General features: G+C 72.3%; 16 protein-coding genes. 8 read left to right on the forward strand and 8 right to left on the reverse strand.

Features of this window, described 5'->3' with window-relative positions:
• Window positions 1–32: 32 nt before the first annotated feature.
• From AB0H83_RS21305 to AB0H83_RS21315, 3 genes are all read right to left on the reverse strand, one after another.
• On the reverse strand, window positions 33–3,086 hold the full coding sequence (locus tag AB0H83_RS21305) for a glycoside hydrolase family 9 protein (protein ID WP_360096428.1): 3,054 nt from the start codon (window positions 3,084–3,086) through the stop codon (window positions 33–35).
• A 222-nt stretch (window positions 3,087–3,308) separates the two neighbouring features.
• Entirely contained in the window at window positions 3,309–3,704 is a 396-nt protein-coding gene (locus AB0H83_RS21310) for a cupin domain-containing protein (protein ID WP_360096431.1), read from the reverse strand.
• A gap of 138 nt (window positions 3,705–3,842) precedes the next feature.
• Window positions 3,843–4,310 carry an Rrf2 family transcriptional regulator gene (locus AB0H83_RS21315; RefSeq protein ID WP_360096434.1) on the reverse strand — a complete coding sequence of 156 codons (468 nt, stop codon included), beginning with the start codon at window positions 4,308–4,310 and terminating at the stop codon, window positions 3,843–3,845.
• A gap of 67 nt (window positions 4,311–4,377) precedes the next feature.
• On the opposite strand from AB0H83_RS21315, the gene AB0H83_RS21320 reads away from it, so the two are divergent.
• Window positions 4,378–5,127, forward strand: coding sequence for an SDR family oxidoreductase (locus AB0H83_RS21320; protein WP_360096787.1), 750 nt, complete (start codon window positions 4,378–4,380; stop codon window positions 5,125–5,127).
• Window positions 5,128–5,217: 90 nt separating this feature from the next.
• On the opposite strand, the gene AB0H83_RS21325 is transcribed toward AB0H83_RS21320, so the two are convergent.
• Entirely contained in the window at window positions 5,218–5,550 is a 333-nt protein-coding gene (locus AB0H83_RS21325) for a cupin domain-containing protein (protein ID WP_360096437.1), read from the reverse strand.
• A gap of 105 nt (window positions 5,551–5,655) precedes the next feature.
• Complete coding sequence (locus tag AB0H83_RS21330) at window positions 5,656–6,453, reverse strand: DUF2249 domain-containing protein (protein WP_360096440.1); 798 nt, start codon at window positions 6,451–6,453, stop codon at window positions 5,656–5,658.
• 60 nt (window positions 6,454–6,513) lie between these two features.
• Here AB0H83_RS21330 and AB0H83_RS21335 point away from each other — a divergent pair, with 60 nt between their 5' ends.
• The 4 genes from AB0H83_RS21335 (at window position 6,514) to AB0H83_RS21350 (ending at window position 11,671) form a co-directional block, all read left to right on the forward strand.
• On the forward strand, window positions 6,514–7,239 hold the full coding sequence (locus AB0H83_RS21335; RefSeq protein WP_360096790.1) for a helix-turn-helix domain-containing protein: 726 nt from the start codon (window positions 6,514–6,516) through the stop codon (window positions 7,237–7,239).
• Window positions 7,236–8,405 (forward strand): hypothetical protein, encoded by a 1,170-nt coding sequence (locus AB0H83_RS21340; RefSeq protein ID WP_360096443.1) that lies wholly within the window; start codon window positions 7,236–7,238, stop codon window positions 8,403–8,405. Before AB0H83_RS21335 ends, AB0H83_RS21340 begins: the two co-directional genes overlap by 4 nt.
• Complete coding sequence (locus AB0H83_RS21345; protein WP_360096446.1) at window positions 8,402–10,999, forward strand: multicopper oxidase domain-containing protein; 2,598 nt, start codon at window positions 8,402–8,404, stop codon at window positions 10,997–10,999. The genes AB0H83_RS21340 and AB0H83_RS21345 overlap by 4 nt, the downstream gene beginning before the upstream one ends.
• A 276-nt stretch (window positions 11,000–11,275) precedes the next feature.
• The gene (locus tag AB0H83_RS21350; RefSeq protein ID WP_360096449.1) at window positions 11,276–11,671 is read left to right on the forward strand and encodes a hypothetical protein; all 396 of its coding nucleotides are present in this window, start codon (window positions 11,276–11,278) and stop codon (window positions 11,669–11,671) included.
• 46 nt (window positions 11,672–11,717) lie between these two features.
• On the opposite strand, the gene AB0H83_RS21355 is transcribed toward AB0H83_RS21350, so the two are convergent.
• Window positions 11,718–12,974, reverse strand: a complete 1,257-nt coding sequence (locus tag AB0H83_RS21355) for an MFS transporter (protein ID WP_360096452.1) — start codon at window positions 12,972–12,974, stop codon at window positions 11,718–11,720.
• A gap of 259 nt (window positions 12,975–13,233) precedes the next feature.
• Here AB0H83_RS21355 and AB0H83_RS21360 point away from each other — a divergent pair, with 259 nt between their 5' ends.
• Window positions 13,234–14,454, forward strand: coding sequence for an ROK family protein (locus AB0H83_RS21360; protein WP_360096793.1), 1,221 nt, complete (start codon window positions 13,234–13,236; stop codon window positions 14,452–14,454).
• A gap of 133 nt (window positions 14,455–14,587) precedes the next feature.
• On the opposite strand, the gene AB0H83_RS21365 is transcribed toward AB0H83_RS21360, so the two are convergent.
• Both AB0H83_RS21365 and AB0H83_RS21370 read right to left on the reverse strand, forming a co-directional pair.
• Complete coding sequence (locus AB0H83_RS21365) at window positions 14,588–15,394, reverse strand: hypothetical protein (protein WP_360096455.1); 807 nt, start codon at window positions 15,392–15,394, stop codon at window positions 14,588–14,590.
• 78 nt (window positions 15,395–15,472) lie between these two features.
• Entirely contained in the window at window positions 15,473–15,958 is a 486-nt protein-coding gene (locus AB0H83_RS21370; protein WP_360096458.1) for a hypothetical protein, read from the reverse strand.
• A 523-nt stretch (window positions 15,959–16,481) separates the two neighbouring features.
• On the opposite strand from AB0H83_RS21370, the gene AB0H83_RS21375 reads away from it, so the two are divergent.
• On the forward strand, window positions 16,482–16,799 hold the full coding sequence (locus AB0H83_RS21375) for a hypothetical protein (protein ID WP_360096461.1): 318 nt from the start codon (window positions 16,482–16,484) through the stop codon (window positions 16,797–16,799).
• 168 nt (window positions 16,800–16,967) lie between these two features.
• On the forward strand, window positions 16,968–18,206 hold the full coding sequence (locus AB0H83_RS21380; RefSeq protein WP_360096464.1) for a hypothetical protein: 1,239 nt from the start codon (window positions 16,968–16,970) through the stop codon (window positions 18,204–18,206).
• Window positions 18,207–18,339: the final 133 nt, after the last annotated feature.

Here is an 18,339-nt window from a genome sequence, read left to right on the forward strand (position 1 = left end):
GACGGCACGGGAGGGCCGGCGCCGCCGCGGGCTCAGCCGCTGCTGCAGACGGTGCCGTTGAGGGTGAACAGGGCCGGTGGCGGCTTCGTGAGCGTCAGGGCGGTGGTGGCGTTGAACCCGACCATCACGGTCGCTCCGGGTTGGATGCGCTGGTTGTAGGTCTCGTTCGTGACGGTCACCGTTGCGCCGTCCTGGGTGGCCTTGCCCAGCCACGCCTCGCGTAGCACCGGGTCGGTGGCCCAGGCGAACCGTAGTGTCCAGCCGTCCACGGTGGTGGTGCCGGTGTTGGTGACCTCGACCTGGCCGGTGAAGCCCGTTCCGTCCTGCCACCGGCCGTAGTCGATGTACCGCACGGTGCAGGCGGCCGTGGCCGGGGCGGCTGTGCCCTGATCGTCGAGGAACGACGCGATCCATGCGAGCGCGGAGTTCCAGTTCACCGCGACCTCGTTCGTGGCGTAGGACTCGATGTGGTCGACGTAGCAGAACATCGGCTTGCAGCCGCGTAGGAGCTTCGCCGCGTACGGGTCGTCGAGGCCGGCGTTGGCGCCGCCGGCGAGGGAGCCGGCCGGTGGGTGTGGCAGCCGCTCGTCGGCCTGGTTGGCGAAGATCCGGGTGTGCTGGTTCTGCGCCGCGTGCTCGCCCCACCCGGTCACGTACGACTGGTTGAGGGCGTTGCGGCCGAAGATGTAGTCCATCGCCTGTACGGCGCCGTCGCGGAACTCGGTCCGGCCGCTGAGGTCGTACGCGGTGGCGAGCACGACCGCGTTGTTGATGATGTTGCTGTTGGCGCCCCAGAAGTAGGCGCCCGCGTCGCCGGGCATCGGCAAACCGTACGCTTGGCCGCGCTGCGTGCTGAGGTACCGGCCGGCCGCGTCGAGCACGGACTGCCGGATCCGGTCGCGCTCCGCAGTGGACAGTCCACTGGGGACGGTGGCGAGGTCGAGCCGGCCGAGCGCGGCGGTGGAGCCCCACCCGAAGCCGGAGCTGGTGAACACGTCACCGGTGTGGTGCCGGGAGGCGGTCACGTCGCCGAGGTACCCGGCCTCCCCGGTGGTGAGGTACAGCTCGGCCGCGGCCCAGTAGAACTCGTCGCTGACGTCACCGTCGGCGTAGGTCCCGCCGCCGTTGCCGTCGTTCGGGTCGGCGTACACCGCCGGGTGCTGCTTCGCCGCCGCGTACGCCGTGCGGGCCGCGGTCAGGCAGCGGCGCGCGTACGCCGTGTCGTACGGGGCGAACAGCCGGGCGCACTGCGCCGCCGTCGCGGCCAGGTTCAGCGTCGCCGCCGTCGACGGCGGGTGCAGCTCCCGCGGCTGCGGGTCGTCCTGCGGCTGCATCGGGATGCCGGTCCACGCCTGGTCGTGCACCTTGTGATGGGCCATCCCGGCGAGCGGCTGACCGGCCGGCACCTGCATGCGCATCAGGAAGTCCAGCTCCCACCGCGCCTCGTCGAGCACGTCGGGGATGCGGTTGCCGCGCTCCGGCACCCGCAGCGACCCGTCGCCGAGTGCCGTGCCGAACCGGCCGGTCGCCGCGGTCTTCGTCCGCTCGTACGTGCTGAGCAGCTGCGCGGTGGCGATGCCGCCGTTGACGACGTACTTGCCGTGGTCGCCGGCGTCGTACCAGCCGCCGCGCACGTCGAGCCGGTACCCGCAGCCGCCCGCCTGGCACGGCACGTCGGTGTCGCCGCGGTTCGGCGCGACGCCCAGGTGACCGGCGGGCCGGGCGTACTGCGCGCCGACGAGCCCGCCGTCGATGGCGATGCCGCTGCGCTGGACGTAGAAGAACTGCAGCGCGTCGGCGCGCAGCCGCCGGTACAGCTCGGCGGAGATGTCGAACGGGTGGCTGGTCTCGCCGGCGGCGACGAGCGTGTACCCCGTGCCGGCGCGGGTGAAGCCGCTGAAGTCGACGGTGTGCACGTTCTGCCCCGACGCGGCGTCGACCCCGCGCGGCGTCGACGTGCCGGACGCGACCAGCGCCCCCGCCGCGTCCCGCAGCTGCCACGGCAGCGCCTCGGTGCGGGTGGTGACGACGGTCGCGGCCTTCGGGCCGGCGGGCAGGTAGCCGACCTGGTTCACGCGCACCCGCGGACCGGTGTCCGGCTCGTACGGCTCTTCGGCCCGGCCACCGACGAGCGACACGTCGTCGAGGCAGAACGTGAAGCCCGTGGCGGCGCCGCCGAGCTGGAACGCGACCTGCCCCTTGGCGCTGTCACCGGCGCCGGTGAACGTGTAGGAGTAGCTTTTCCACGTGGTGTCCAGCGTCAGCGGCTGCGCCAGGCTCGCGGTGTACGGGTCCTCGCCGAGCTGCACCGCGGCCCGTACCGACGCCGCCGAACTGCCTTTGGCTCGGAAGCTCAAGGTGTACTGGGCGCCGGCGACCAGCGCGACGTCGTTCTGGCCGACGCCGGCGTCCCACGGGTTCGCCAGCCCGCCCGGCACGGTCGTGCACAGCGCACCGTCGGTGACCCCGGTGTCCGTGGTGCCGTACGAGTACCACGCGAGGGTGCCCTCGTCGAACCGGCCGTTGTCCACCTGCTCCGGACCGTCGCCGGGGTCCTCACCCGGTTCGCTGGTCAGCGACACGTCGTCGAGGCAGAACGTGTACGCGGTGGCGGCGCCGCCGAGCTGGAACGTCAGCGTGCCGTTGGCGGAGTCGACGCTGCCGGTGAACTCGTACGTGTGGGTGCCCGGCTGGCTGGTCAGCGCCACGTCACGGCTGGTGACGGTCGTCCACGGCGCCTCGTTGAGCTGCACGTTGGCCTTGACCGTCACCGGCGCGCTCGCCTGCGCGGTGAAGCGCAGCGTGTACCGGGCGCCGGCGGCCAGTGGCACGGCGTTGTGGCCGATGCTCACGTCCCACGGGTTCGCGGCACCCGCCGGGACGTCCACGCAGAGCCGGCCGTCGCGGGCGGCGAGGGTGGTGCCGCCCGCCCACCACGGGTCCGTCCCGTCGGTGAACGTACCGTTGGTGATGTGCTCGGTCGGCGCCGCCCACGCGGTGGACGCCGACAACGGCAGGCCGGCGAGCGGCAGCAGAACGGCGGTCAGCGCCGCCACGCGCCGGCGCCATGTGACAGATCCGGTCACAGCGGTCCTTTCCCCTGGCAGGGTGCCGCGCCGGTCGACGGGCAGCCGGATGCTGGCAGGGTCGCCGCGCCAGAGTCAATCAACCGCGGTGGATGGCTCGCGTACCTCCAGGGGATCGGTGCGTGCAGGATGAAAGCGCCTGAAAACGATCATTGCCCGTCCGGGGTGGGCGGCGGCCGCCGCCCACCCCGGACGGGCCGGGTCGCAGTGCTTGATCGCCAGTCAGGACGGCCGTGGCGCCCGCCGTTCGCGACGGCTCTCCAGCTCCTCGGCGTCGACCAGCCTCAGCATCGGTTCGCCGGGTACCATGATCATCATTACGACGAGTCGGAGCCACGTCGTCGGCAGGTTGTTGGCGGTCTGGTAGTGGATGACGTCGCCGCCGGGCTCCCAGAACGCCTCGCCGGCCCGGATGACACGCTCGGGCTCGCCCTCCAGCTCGAAGATCATCTCGCCTTCGAGGACATAGCCGTACACCGGACCCGAGTGCCGATGCGGAGGTGTTCCCGGATCGCCCGGTGGCACCTCGACGAGCACCGTCATCACCTCGGGTGACTCCGGGACGAACGGGGGAGACTGGTCCAGGAGCATGGTCTGCACCGTGAGGTCTTTTCTCATTGCCATCCTCACCATCGAGGCCGGAAACCGCAGTGGATGATCACCCGCCACCATGCTCGCTTGACGGCTCGGAACCGGCCCCATGCCTGTCGGGTGATCGCGGGGCTCGCCGGCCCGCCGGCGGGATGGGTGTGCTCATCAGCGCGAGAGCAGCCGACGCGTGCGGGCGGGGGCGTCGGTGGGCAGCGTGCCGATGACATCGGCGAGGCTGACCGCTGCCAGGCTGGCTCGCCAGGCCTCGTGGGCCGCGCGCATCGTCGTGGCCAGGACGCACGGCTCGGTGCAGTCGTCCGGGGACAGCGCGCCGCGCCCCTGCTGCCTGATCTCCCGGCACTGGTACGGGTCGGCACCGCCGTCGACAGCCTCGATCACGTCCAGCACGGTGATCTGCGACGCGGGCCGGGCCAGCCGGAATCCGCCCCGCGGACCCGTCGTGGCGGTCAGTACCCCGGCCCGGACCAGGTTTGCCAGTTGCTTGGCCAGGTAGGGGGCGGGAACGCCGAAGAGCTCCGCGAACTGGGCAGTGCTCGCCGTGGCCCCGTCGTCGAGCTGCGCCAGGGAGGCTGCGCAGTGCAGCACCCACTCCGCGCTCTCAGGCAGTTTCATGGGTCCAGCTTAGCCATCGCTGCTATTGTGGACCTCTGATATCCGTAATGGTGATGGAGCTGTGAGCATGCGAGTAGCCGTCGTCGGCGCATCCGGACGGATCGGATCCCTGACCGTCGCCGCCCTGCAACGTGACGGGCACGACACCGTGCCCATCAGCCGGACCCACGGCGTGGACGTCGTCGCCGGCACCGGCCTCGACGCGGCACTGGCCGGGGTGGTCGCGGTCGTCGACACCACCAGCACCAACGTCACGGACGAGGCCGAGGCCGTCGGATTCTTCACCACCGCCACCGCCAACCTGCTGGCCGCCGGGCAGCGGGCCGGGGTCCGGCACCACGTCCTGCTGTCCATCGCCGGGGTGCACGCCCTACCCGGCAACGCCCACATGAAGGGCAAGCGCGCCCAGGAGGCGGCCGTCGAGGCCGGGCCGATCCCGTACACCATCGTTCCCGCGACGCATTTCCACGACTTCCCCGAGATGGTCGCCGGCTGGGTCGAGCAGGACGGGGCCGCGCAGCTGCCGCCGCTGCTGATGCAGCCGATCGCCCCCGCCGACGTGGCGGACGTCCTTGCCCGGGTCGCCGCCGGCGCCCCGTTGGGCCGCCATCGCGACATCGCCGGGCCGGAGCCGCAGGACCTGATCGACATGGCCCGCCGTACGCTCGCCGCCCAGGGCAGGACCGTCCGGCTCGTGCCGACCTGGCACGGAGGCATCTTCGACGAGACCGCGGCCGGCGACGTCCTGCTGCCCGCGGCCGACGCCGAAATCACTCCCACCACCTTCGACGAATGGCTGGCCGCCCTCCCGCGATGAGCGAGCCCGGCGCCCTGGCCGCCGCGGGAGCACTGAAGCCTGTCCTCGATCCCCGGCGGTACACCCTGGCCACCGTCGGGGGTGTCGGCTTCACCGTGACTTGGCGACCGTCAACAGGACGACTGCGTCGTCGAGTGCTTGGAGGGCGTGCCGGGCGTCGGGGATGACGAGGAGTTCACCCGCGCCGGCTTCGACGCCGTCGTCGGCTGAGGTGAGCCGGACGCGTCCGTGCAGGACGTGGAGGGTGGCTTCGCCGGGGCTCTCGTGCTCGTCGAGGCGTTGCCCGCCGGTCAGGGCGAGGAGCGTCTGGCGCAGGGCGTGCTCGTGGCCGCCGTAGACGGTGTGGGCGCTGCGGCCGCTGGAGGCGGCGCGCGCGGTGGCGAGGTGCTGGTCGGCCAGCGATGACAGGGAAAGCGCGCGCATGGTGTGTCCTTCCGGTCGTGGAGCAGGTCAGATACTGCGAGTGCCGGTGGCGACGTCCCGGAGACGCGGTCCCGGGCACCGATCGGCAGCGTTGCGATTGCGGAGCTAGACGGTGACGGGCTGGCGGTGCAGGCGGATCTGCCACACGTCGGGTCCGTCTTGCAGCCACTGGATGTCGATCTGAGCCGGGTAGCGGGCCTCGATCTCGGCGAGCAGCGGCAGCGGCGCGTGCGGCGCGACGAGCACCAGGGCCGCGTCGGCGGGCAGGGCGTCGACGGCGGCCAGGATGTGGGTGTGACGGTCGTGGTGGGGCAGGCCGCGGACGTCGAGGCGGGCGTCGACGCTGAGCAGCGGTGGGACCGCTTCGCCCGGGCCGCGGTCACCGCCGCATCCGCAGCTGCCGCCGCAGCCGGTTGGTTCGGCCGCGCCGAGCAGGGTGTGCATACCGGCGAGGAGGTCGGCAACGGCGACGTGCGGGGTGTCCAGCAGCAGCGGCAGGATGAGGTTGTTCTCCTTGGCCAGGTGGACGTGGAACACCGCGGCCAGCGCGCGGGCGGTTGCGGCGGCGTCGACGGCCGTGCCGGCGTTGTCCAGTTCGGCGACCAGGTCGGTGATGGCCTGGTGTTCGGTGAGCATCCCGTCGACCAGCAGGCGCCCGCCGGGCTGGGCGGCGGCAACCGGATACAGGGCCGCCTCCTCCGCGGCGGCGTGCGGCACCAGCTCGGTGTGCAGCCACTGCGTGAGCGCCTGCCGTTCGCGCCGCCACGGCTGATCGTCCAGGCTTGCCGCCCGGTTGGCGGCGTCGCGCAGGGCCGTGACGTGGCGGGTCAGGTCATCGGCGAGTTGCGCGTGGTGGGCGACGACTGCTGCGGCGGCGGCGTGGTCGGTTTCGGACTGTGACATGGCACCCTCTCCCGGGTTTTCTTGCCGTTTGACGTTATAACGTTAAACCTTGTGGAAACCATGCGGCCAGGTCCTTCGGGAGAGACGATCGACACGCCCCGGCACCGCGCGCTCGGCTCCGCGAGCCGGGTGGCGATCCTGCGGCTGGTCCGGGCCGCCGGCGCCGGCCTGACCGGCGCCGAGGTGGTGGAGCGCACCGGCCTGCACCCGTCCACGGTGCGCGCCCACCTGGAACGGCTGGTGGAGGCCGGCCTGCTGGTCAAGGCGCGCGCCAGTGGTGGCGCGCCGGGCCGCCCTGCCTGGCGGTACCGCGGCGCGGACCTGGAGCCGGCCCCAGCCCCGTACCGGGCGCTGGCCGCGGCGTTGCTGGACCACCTCGCCGGAGCCGGTGGTGGCGTCCCGGCCGCTCTGGAGGCCGGTCAGGCATGGGGGCGGCGGCTGGCGGCCACCTCGGCGCGGACCGCCGGGCCGGTGGCGGCGGCCGTGGATGTGCTGACCCAGCTGGGGTTCGACCCGCACCTGATGCCGGCCGGCGGCCACGGTACCGGTGGCACGGCCCCACCCGGCGGCGACGTGGAGGTGCACCTGCGGACGTGTCCGTTCCTGGACCTGGTCGGCGGGCAGCCGGATGTCATGTGCGGCCTGCACGCCGGGATGATCCGCGGGGTGGTCCACGCCGCCGGAGCCCCCGACGGGCAGACGGTGCTGGAGCCGTTCGCCGCGCCCGGCGCCTGTGTGGTGCGGCTGCACGTCCCGGCCGCGCCGGCCGGGGAGCGCCGGCCGTGACCGCTGCCCGCCCGGCCGGCGTCGCCTGGCGGCTACCGCTGCTCGCCGCCGCAGGTGCGGCGCTGCTGGCCGGGCTGTATGCGGCCGTGCTGCTGCTCGGCTTCGACGTCGCGGTCCCTCGACCGGCCCTGGCCGAGGTGCACGGCCCGCTGATGGTCCTCGGCTTCGTCGGCACCCTGATCGCCCTCGAGCGTGCCGCCGCGCTCGGCACCCGGTGGGCCCTCGCCGCACCCGGCTGCTCCGGCGCCGGTGGCCTGGTCCTCGTCGTGGCCGGTCCGGTCCTGCCCGGCAAGCTGCTGCTCGCCACGGGCGGCGTCCTGCTGCTGGCCGTCTACCGGGCGTTGTGGCGCCGCCAACCCGGGGTGGCGCTGCTGGCGCAGGCGACCGGTGCATTCGCCTGGTACGCCGCCACCATCCTGTGGCTGGCCGGACTACCGATCCCCGAACTGGTGCCGTGGCTGGCCACGTTCCTCACCGCGACGATCGCCGGGGAACGCCTCGAACTGGCCCACGTGGGACTGACCGGCCCCGCACCACAGCGCTGGTTCCTCGCCGCCCTCGCCGCGCTCGTCGCGGGCGCCACCGCGACGACCCTGTGGCCGGTCGCCGGGGCACACCTGTTCGGCGCCGGCCTGCTCGCCGTCGTCGCGTGGCTCGTCGTCTTCGACGTGGCCCGGCGCACCGTCCACGCGCACGGCCTGCCCCGCTACATCGCCGCCGGGCTGCTCACCGGCTACGCCTGGCTGGCCCTGGCCGGACTGCTGTGGACCGGCGCAGGTCCGGCAGTGGCCGGTCCCCGGTACGACGCCACCACGCACGCGGTGTTCCTCGGCTTCACCATGTCGATGATCTTCGTGCACGCGCCGGTGATCCTCCCGGCCGTGCTGCGCCGACCGCTGCCGTACCGGCCGGTGCTCTACCTTCCGCTGCTGCTGTTGCACGGCTCGCTGCTCGTCCGGGTCGGTCTCGGCGACGGTGCCGGCTGGGAACCGGTGTGGCGGTGGGCCGGCGCCGGCAACGTCACCGCGGTGCTCGGATTCGCCGCCTGCGCCGCCGCCCTCGCCGCCCGGGCGGGCCGTCACGGTCCCCGGTCCGGGCCGCCCGGCTCCCCGCGGCGGCACAGGCCCGCGGCGGCCATGACGGTCGGCGCGGAAGTGCCCCGATGAGCGCCACACCGGCGCCGACCCAGCCGACCGGACGGGCGCACTGGCACCGGCGCAGCAGCCTGCTGCCGCTGGGGTACCTCGCCGGGATCGTCGCGGTCGGCGTCGCGCATCCGCTGCTGGCCCAGTGGCGGTGGCTGGCGATCCACCTGCTGCTGCTCGGCGCGGTCAGCAACGCCATCGTCATCTGGAGCGCCCACTTCACCGCCGCGGTGCTGCGGGCCCCGACCCCGGCCCGCCGGCGCGGCGAGGCCACCCGCCTCGGCGTGCTCAACCTCGGGGTCCTGACCGTGCTGACCGGCGCCACCGCCGGCCTGCCCTGGGCCGGTGTCGGCGGCGCCACGGTGGTGTTCGCCGCGATCCTCGCCCACCTGCACTGGCTGCGCGGCCGGCTCCGGGCGGCGCTGCCGGCCCGGTTCGCCGTCACCGTGCACTACTACGTGGCCGCCGCCATCGCGCTGCTGGCCGGTGTCCCGGTCGGCGCGTGGATGCTGGTCACCGACGACGCCGTCCGGCCCCGGCTGGTCCTGTTCCACGCCCACGTCAACCTGCTCGGCTGGGTCACCCTCACCGTGCTGGGCACCGTCCTCACGCTGTGGCCGACGGTCCTGCGCACCCGGATGGCCGACGGCGCGGTCACCGCCGCCCGTGCCGCCCTGCCCACCGCGGTCACCGGTCTGGTGCTGCTCGCCGCCGGCGTGCTGGCCTGGTGGCCGGTCCTCGCGATCGGCGGTCTCGCACTGACCGCCGTCGCCGCGGTGATCGTGATCCGCCCCGCCATCCAGGTGGCCCGGCAGAAGCCGCCGGCGTCGTTCGCCGCCTGGTCGTTCGCCGCGGCCGGAGGGTGGCTGCTCGCCGCGCTCGTCCTCGACGCGATCAGCCTGGCCGTTGCCGCCGGTCCCGCCGACGCGGCCGACCGGTTCGGTGACGTGCTGGTCCCGCTGCTGGCCGGTTTCGCCGCACAGATCCTGCTCGGCGCCCTCACCCACCTGCTGCCCGTGGCGCTCGGCGGTGGCCCCGTCCGGGTCCGCGCCGCCATCGCCGTGCTGGAGCGGCACGGCCCGCAGCGGGCGGCCATGGCCAACCTCGCCCTACTGGTGTTCCTGCTGCCCGTCCCGGGCTACGTGCGCATCACCACCTCCCTGCTCGTCCTTGCCGCACTGGTGCAGTTCCTCATCCCCGCCGCCCGGCTCATCCTCGCCAGGAGACCATCCGTGAACGCCGCCCCTGACGCACCGCCGCTCCCGGCACCGGCACGGCCACTCGGCGGTGTCGCGGCCGGGACCGCCCTGGTGCTGCTGGCCGTGCTGATCGGCGTCGCCGCCCAGCACGCCGCCGGCCCCGCCACGTCGCCGGTCCCCGCCGCAATCGACGTGCCCGCCACCGGGCACACCACCACGGTCCAGGTCATCGCGCAGGGCATGCGGTTCCACCCCGACCGCATCACCGTGCCGGCCGGGGACCGCCTCATCATCGAGCTGACCAACCGCGACAACCGCCGCCACGACCTCGTCCTGGCCACCGGCCCGAAGACCGGCACCATCGGTCGCGACGCCACCACCCGCCTCGACGCCGGCATCATCGGCGGCACCCTGCAAGGCTGGTGCTCCCTGCCCGGCCACCGGCAGGCCGGGATGACCCTCACCATCACCGCCACCGGCGGCCCTGCAGCCGGCCACGACCATGCCAGCACGCCCGCGCCCGGGACGGGCACCCCGCGTATCGACCCGATGGCCGACCCCGGTCCCGGGTTCACCGCCCGCGCCGCCACCGCCCCTGCCATCGGCCCCGATCGGACGCACCGCCTCGAACTGCACGTGCAGGAGGTGACCCGCGAGGTCGCGCCCGGTGCCCGGCAGCGGCTGTGGACGTTCAACGGCACCGCCCCCGGCCCGACCCTGCGCGGCCGGATCGGCGACACCTTCGAGATCACCCTGGTCAACGACGGCTCCATCGACCACGGCGTCGACTTCCACGCCGGTGCCCTCGCCCCCGACACCCCGATGCGGCCCATCGACCCGGGCCAGCGGCTCACCTACCGGTTCACCGCCACCAAGGCCGGCATCTGGATGTACCACTGCTCGACGATGCCGATGCTGCTGCACATCGGCAACGGCATGTACGGCGCCGTCATCATCGACCCACCCGACCTCGCCCCCGTCGACCACGAATACGTCCTCGTGCAGTCCGAGCTGTACCTCGGCCCCGACGGCGAACCCGGCGACCTGACCAGGATGCAGCACGAGCAGCCCGACGCCGTCGTGTTCAACGGCTACCCCGCCCAGTACGAGCACCGGCCGCTGACCGCCACCACCGGGCAGCGCGTCCGGATCTGGGTGCTCGACGCCGGACCCAACCGCCCCACGGCCTTCCACATCGTCGGCGCCCAGTTCGACACCGTCTACCGCGAAGGCCACTACCAGCTCCGCCCCGGCGACCCCGGCGGAGCCCAGGTCCTCGACCTCACCCCCGCCGCCGGCGGATTCGTCGAAACGGTCCTGCCGGAGGCCGGGCACTACCCGTTCGTCTCCCACATCATGGTCGACGCCGAGCGCGGCGCCCGTGGCGTTCTCGAGGTGGGGGAGCGCACCCCGTGACCCCGGCGACGGGCGCCGTACCGGCCGCCGCTGCCGCTTCCTCGGCCCGCCGGGGTCTTCATCGACCGGATCCGCCACCGGCGCGGGCTACCTCGTGACGGCCGATCCGGAGGGAGACGAGTTCCGCTTGGGCTGCACGACGGGAAACGTCACCCCGGTGAGGTCTTCGGAGACGGCCCACAGCCGCTGCTGGACGGCGACCTCGTACGACTCCTGCAGCAGTGGCTGACGGAACTGGCCGACGAGCTGGCCGCCGGCACCGACGAAAATCTCCCCATGGCCGAGCGGGCGGCAGCGGTGGCCGAGATCCTCAGCCGCTCACTGTCCAGCCGGGTGGTGCTGTGCGACCTCTCCGGCGCGCAGGGCAGCGTCCTGGAACGCAACGTCTCCGTCGAGGTCGTCGCACGCTACAAGCGCGCATCCCTGGACCGCCTGACCACCACGACCGCCCTGATCCAGCAGTACCTGCCGGAACTGGGCGAGAACGCAACACTGTTCAGCCTGCAGACCATGGTCATGGCCGGCGCGCTGTCGGCGTACAGCACACCCCCACCCAGCCTGCAGGCGGCCTACCAGGCCGAGCCCGAGCTGACCCGCTTCCACCTGGAACTGAAGGAATCCCTGAAGCTGGCCCTGACCGCAACCCTCCTGGGCGTGCTACCCCGCCGCTGACCCGCGTCGCACTGCCGAAATGGTGCGGGCGCGGCTGGCGCAGTGATCAGGTAGGTCCGGGGGAGGACGCGGCACCGGCGGTGTGCCGGTAGGCGACGAAGGCCGGCAGCTTGGCTGCGATGAGGCCGGCGCCCACGACGGCGGCCAGGCCTCCCGCCACCGCGCTGATCTGGGGTGTCGACACCGTCGCGATCAGGCCGGCGCGGAAGTTGCCCACTTGCGGGAACGCCGCTCCGACCACGTATTCGGCAGAGCTGGTCCGGCCGCGCATCGTGTCCGGTGTGGCAAGTTGCACGATCGTGGATCGGAAGACGACGCAGAGCATGTCGGCGGCGCCGGCCACGGCGAGCAGTGCCAGTGATGCGGCCAGTCCGTGCACGGCACCGAATCCCGCGACAGCCGCGCCCCAGACCGCGCCGGTGATCAGCATGGCCCGGCCGGGGCGGGCGACGCTCCTGACGGGCCCGGACAGCATCGAGCCGAGCAGCCCGCCGACCGCGATCGCGGTGCCGAGCAGGCCCAGTGTGCGGGGTGAACCACCGAACCGGTCGGCGTTGATCGCTGGGAACAGGGCGACCGGCATGGCCAGTACCGTTGCGCTGAGGTCGGCGAGCATAGCTCCGCGCAGCGCGGTGTTGCGCACGACGAACGTCAATCCCTCGACCACGGCTGCGACGCTGCGCCGGGACGCTGTTCCGTCGGGGCGCATCGGCGGCAGCCGGAACACGCCGTAGAGGGCGGCGCCGTAACTGACCGCGTCAACGAGGTAGCAGACCTTGAGCCCCGCGGCCGCGGCGATGACGCCCGCGAGCGCGGGCCCGACGATCATGGCAAAGTAGCCGGAGAACATCATCAGCGCCGCGGCAGCGGGCACCAGCTCGCGGCGTAGCAGTCGTGGCATGAACGTGCGCCGGGCCGGCCCATTGACAGCGCTGACCGCACCGTTCGCCGCGGCCAGCACATAGAGCAGCCACAACGCGGTGCTGCCGGCGAAGGCCTGCGCGGCGTACGCAGCCGACACCAGGGCCAGCACCGTGCTGGTGACGAGCACCAGCCGCCGGCGGTCCGTCGAGTCGATCAGCACACCACCGGCGAGTCCGACGATGATCGCGGGGACGGCCGAGGCCAACCCGACCGCACCCACCGCGGCAGACGACCCGGAGATGTCGAACACCTGCAACGCCACCGCGAAGGTGGTCATCTGACCACCGATGGAGGACAGCGCCGAGCTGAACCAAAGCCGACGGTACTCCGGCGACTCACGCAGCGGTCGGATGTCCGCGAGCAGGCGGTGTCCTCTCACGACCGGCCCCGGCTGAGTCGTGGCCGTCGGGCACGGCTGTGCAGCGCGAACGAGGCCACGGCATGCATGCTATAGGGCATTCATGGGCGTACCTGTGGGAACCGCAGCTTCCGCGCGAGCGGGTGGAAGCCGCCGGTTCCGCCCCGACGGACTCCCGCGGCGCCGGCGGGGATGGCGTCGGCGGTAGGGTTCGAGGTCGGTGAGGGGCGCCCCGGGTGGCTTCGAGTCCGTCGGCGCCGGGCGGGAGGTCGGCTTGGTTCTGCGTGATCCGTCGAGCAACGTCGGCACCCTGCTGCGCCACCTGCACCTGGACGGGCCGGTCTCGCGGGCCGAGCTGGCCGAGCGGATGGGGCTGAACCGCAGCACGATCCTGGCCGCGACCGCCGAGCTGACCGCCGCCGGCCTGGTCCGCGAGGAGACCCCGGGGGACACCGGCCGGCGGGGCCGCCCGTCGCTCGTGGTCCGGCCCGAGCCCGGCCGGGCGCACGTGCTCGCCTTCGACGTCGCCGTCGACCGGGTGGTCGCGGCCCGCGTCGACCTGGGCGGCACGATCGCCGACCGGCACGAAGCCGTACGGCCCCGGGCCGGCGCCGACCTGGACCGGGTGGTGGAGGTGCTGACCCGGTTCGGTCGCCAGCTGCACCGCTCGGCCCCGCCCGGCTCGACGTGCGTCGGCCTCGGCGCCTCGTACTGCGGCATGATCCGGCCGGGCGACGGCATGGTCCGCTTCGGTCCCGAGCTGGGCTGGGTCGACCAGGCCTTCGGCGCGGAGCTCGGCCGCCGCCTCGGCCTCGGCCGGCCGGTGATCGTCGGCAACGAGGCCCACCTCGGGGCGCAGGCCGAGCAGCGCCGCGGCGCCGGCCGGGGGCTCCGGAACCTGGTCTACCTCCACGGCGACGTCGGGGTGGGCGGCGGCATCATCGTCGGTGGCACGCTGCTCGACGGGGACGGCGGCTACGGCTGCGAGGTCGGCCATATGGTCATCAACCCGTACGACGGGCGCCCCTGCGGCTGCGGATCACGCGGATGCTTCGAGGCCGAGGTCGGCGAACGGGCACTGCTGGACAACGCGGGCCGCCCGGCGGACGAGTTCGGCCGGGACGCGATCCGGGCGGTCGTCGACGACGCCCTCCGCGGCGACCCTCAGGCGAGCGACGCGGTCCGCCGCATCGGCGACTGGCTCGGCATCGGCGTGGCCAACCTCATCAACCTGTTCAACCCCGCCATGGTCATCTTCGGCGGCATGCTGCGGGACCTCTACCCGGCCGCGGCAGCCACGGTCCAGAGCCGCATCGCCACCAACGTCCTGCCGGTGGCCCGCGAACGGATCCGGCTGCGCATATCCGAACTCGGGGACGACGCCACCCTCATCGGCGCGGCCGAACTCGGCTTCGAGGAACTCCTGAACGATCCGCTGGCCACCCTCGCCCGGACCGAGGACCGCACCGGCGACCGCCCCCGAGACCACACCCGGCGGTAGACCCGTACCACGGGCCGCCGGCAACGGGGTAGCTGCGGCGTGCGGCAGAACGGTCAGCGACCGGAGTGCGGGGATGTGCCGGCTTCGAGGCGGGCCGCTACCGCCCGTCGCGGTAGCGGCCCCTGCCCGCGAGTCAGGCGAACTGGGCCAGCAGCGCCGCCGGTGCGGGCTGCACCTCCGTGGAGGCGGGCTTGCTGATTGAGACCGGCTTGCCGAAGTCGCTGAACGTTGACGTTGCCGTCGTCGCTGGAACCTGGCCAACGCCGGGCGTCTTCACCGTCAGCGAGGTGACGTAGCCCTCAGCGCCGACCGTCGCCTCGAACGGCACCGACTTCGCGGCGTCGCCCATCTGCCGGATCAGGACGGCGCTGGCTGCCGGGAGGTTGCGCTTGGTCATGTCGATCGTGCCCTTGAACGCGCTCGTGCCGGTCCGCTCGACCGTCACGATCGCGTCAGCGAGCCCCTTGACGTTGGCCGGGTCATCCGGGTTGCCGAGGCCGAGCTTGCTCAGCGACGTCTTGGAGCCGTCGACGTACATCCACTTCTTCGGGTCGACGCCCGGAATCGGCAGCCCCAGCTTCAGGTACAAGTCGGTGCCGACGACGACGACCTCGGCAGTGATCTGCTGAGCCTGCGCGGTGATGGTCATCGAGCCGCTGCTGGCCTTCGTGGCAGGGTCGCTGAAGCCCGTCAACTTGCTGGTGCCCGCGGCACCCGATTCGGTGGTCGTCGTGTACGCAACGGTGACACGAGTGAGCTTGTCGAACGCCTTGGTCAGCTCCGTGTGCGCGTCGGCCTCCGGTGACGCCACCGCGCTGGTCGATGCGGCGCCCGCCGTCGCCGCGACGTCGCCGTTGTCGTTCTTGTCTCCGCAAGCCCCGGTGACGGTGAGCACGCCGGACAGTGCCAAGGTGAGCAGGACACTCGTGCTGGACTTCATCAGTTCCTCCCCGTTTGGGCGGCGCCGTGCCGCCCCGGCGAGGATAGCCACGCCGGGGCGACTGAGGCCCACCACCCCTCAGGTCGAACCTGAGGCGGCGGTGCGATCGTGGTCGTGATGGTGCAGCGTCACTTGCATGCCTTCGGCGGTCAGATGGCTCGCCAGCAGTGCCGTCTCGGCAGGCGTTCCGGTGATTCCCACGCCGGTGAGGGCGGCGTAGTCGTGAGCTGCGCCGGCGATGGTTGCCCCCTGTCTACGGAACATGGCGAGCGCGCGCGGCCGTAGCGTCCGGTTCACGCCCGGATCGGCATGCACCCGTGCGAACCCAACCCGGGCGACGAGGGCCTGTCGGATCGTCGCGTCCAGGGCGTCGAACACCCCCGGCCGGTCCTGCATCACATCGGTATGGCGACACCCCACGCATTGCGACGTGATGCTCCAGAGGACGCCGTCGCCGTCGCCGTCTACGGCTTCCGCGACGTGGAGTGAAACTGCGTCGCCGCAGCGGGGGCACGGACCGTTGAGATCACCGCAGTAGAGCACGTACATCTCGCTGTCGCTCACAAACCAGGACGGTAGGCCCACCGGACGGAACCGGCATCCACATTCCATCTGGGTGCACGCGTAGCCGCGACTCGGGCGTTGATCGCAGCCCGGTCAGTTTGGCGCATCGCTCGATCATGGGTAGTGCCGTCCAATACTGCCAGCTGGCGCACGATCAGGTGCAGCGGCTTGATCAGGTGCGCACATAGCCGCCGGTCGGGCGCTGCGGCTCGCTGGGCGGTCGTCACAGACCGTCAGCGGCGCACCGTGGCCGAGGCTTTCTGTCCTGTCGATGAGTGTGCGGTGACGTTCGTGGTCCAAGGCCAGCGCGGAAGGGCGCGGTCGGCCCTTGCGACGGCGGTCGAAACTGGTTGCCGAGCAGCGGCCGACTGCTGAATATTGCGAGATGAGCCGAAGTCTTCGGTCTGAGCCGCGGCATCGTCAGGCGGAGCGGCAGGCACCGTCATTGGATCGGTTGCGAGTGCGGGTGCACCGGCCGCGCCAGGGGTTCGTGCGCCCGGCCGGTCGACGAGACATTCTGCAGGTGTTCGAGGTGCTCGGCCCGTGGGCGTGGTACGGGCTGCAGGTGGTCGAACTGCGGCAGAAGGAGGACGTCGACCTCGTCTACGGGCGGATGCGCACACCGGGCGAGATTCTCCTGTACGAGCAGCCGGTGGGGAAGCCGCTGCGGGACTTCATGCGGTTCGACGTGCTGCTCCACGAGATCGGGCACCGCGTGCTGCAGCATCGTGTACGGAAGGTGGGCAGCGTCCGACGGACCTCCGATCATGAGCAGTTCGCGGAGTTGTTCGTCGCGCGCTGGAAGCCAGTGGTGCGGGCGGCTCTCGATCAGGCTGGGTGAGGCGACCGGCCGGACACTGGTGCCCAGCGGATCCAGCTGGCGTACGCCAGCGACCCGACTCCAGCTGTTCAGCTTGGAGTGGGACGCCCTTGATCAGGTATCCGCTATGCCGATGAGCGTGCATTCGCCTCAGCCCCGCCGACGGGGCCGTTTTTGTAGGCTGGGTGGATGGTTGATGCCGATCATGTTCGGCTGGGGCGGATCGCTGAGAAGCTTGCCGAGGCACGTGCGAAGCCGGTAGTGCCGACGCCGTTCGGGGCGGAAGCGCATGGCTTCGTGGTCGGGCCGCCGTTGTCAGAGGCCGTGGTGGCGGAGTTCGAGGAACGGCACGAGGTGTCGCTGCCGCCGGCGTATCGGTTGTTTGTGACCGAGTTGGGCGGCGAAGGTGCCGGGCCGGGCTACGGGCTATGCCGTCTCGAGCCCTCGTGCTGTGCGTACCGGCGCTCGGGTCATCTGGCTCAACCCAGTCCGTACCTGCCGGGGCCGCGGTATCCCGTTGACTGGGAGCAGCGACACGAGGACCCGCCGGGTCCGGGTCAGAACTTTCTCCGCGGCACGCTGGCAGTCGCCGCTCATGGGTGTTCCCTCACTACGCAGTTGATCGTGACGGGACCGGCGAGGGGGCGGCTGTTCAACCTCGACGGGGGAAGCCTCGGCGGAGCGGCGCCGTACGTCGTCGGGGATGTTGACTTTCTGGCCTGGTACGAGCGGTGGTTGGACGAGGCGGTCGCCGGATACGACGTCGGCTGGTTCGGTGAGCGGCTTCCATTGCCGGAATCCGACCTGGTCGCCGTACTCCTCAGCGATGCCTCACCCGACAGGCGGAGCCGAGCCGGGGTGTCGCTGCTGGACCTGCCAGCGATACGCGCCAGCTCGTGGACGGCGTTGGTGGGCGCTATGACGGCCGACGCGGACGCCGACGTGCGTGCCTCGATGTGGTTGCTGCTGGACCGGGCACGGAACAAGCATGGGCGCCGGTTCGACGACGCCGAGGAGATCGCGGATGACGTTGAGCGGTACGCCAGGTCGTGCGCCCCGCCAGACCTGCGTGCGCTTGGCGCGCTGAAAAGACTGACGCTCGCCGACATGCTGGCAGAGCTGGCAAGTCCCGACCTCGAACGGCGCCGCCGCGCGGCAACCGCGGCGCATGAGTTCTGGGGATTCGCAGAGGTGAGCGCGCCCCGAGGACTGCTCGGCGACGCGATCGCCGGACTGCTGCGCGACCCGGATCCGCTGGTTCGCTCAGGCGGCGTCGCCATGGTCCGCTGGTTCGACCCTGCGAGCGTTCCCCTGCTGCGCCAACTGCAGACCACCGAGACCGACCCCTGGGTCCGGTTCCGCATCCGGGAGTGCCTCGACGAGCGATCGACCGCCGCCGCCTGGGACGACGCGGCCGAGCCAGCTTGATCAGGTGTCCGCCCATCGCGCTCCGCGTGCGCGCACACGCCGCCGGGAGTGCAGTCATGCAGACCTGCCGCGACGTGCGCGGCATTCGCCTCTGGTGAGGCGCCGCGATCGGGCGTTGGACGGTCGGGGTTAC

The sequence above is a fragment of the Dactylosporangium sp. NPDC050688 genome (genome assembly GCF_040654515.1).
Classification (GTDB): Bacteria; Actinomycetota; Actinomycetes; order Mycobacteriales; family Micromonosporaceae; genus Dactylosporangium.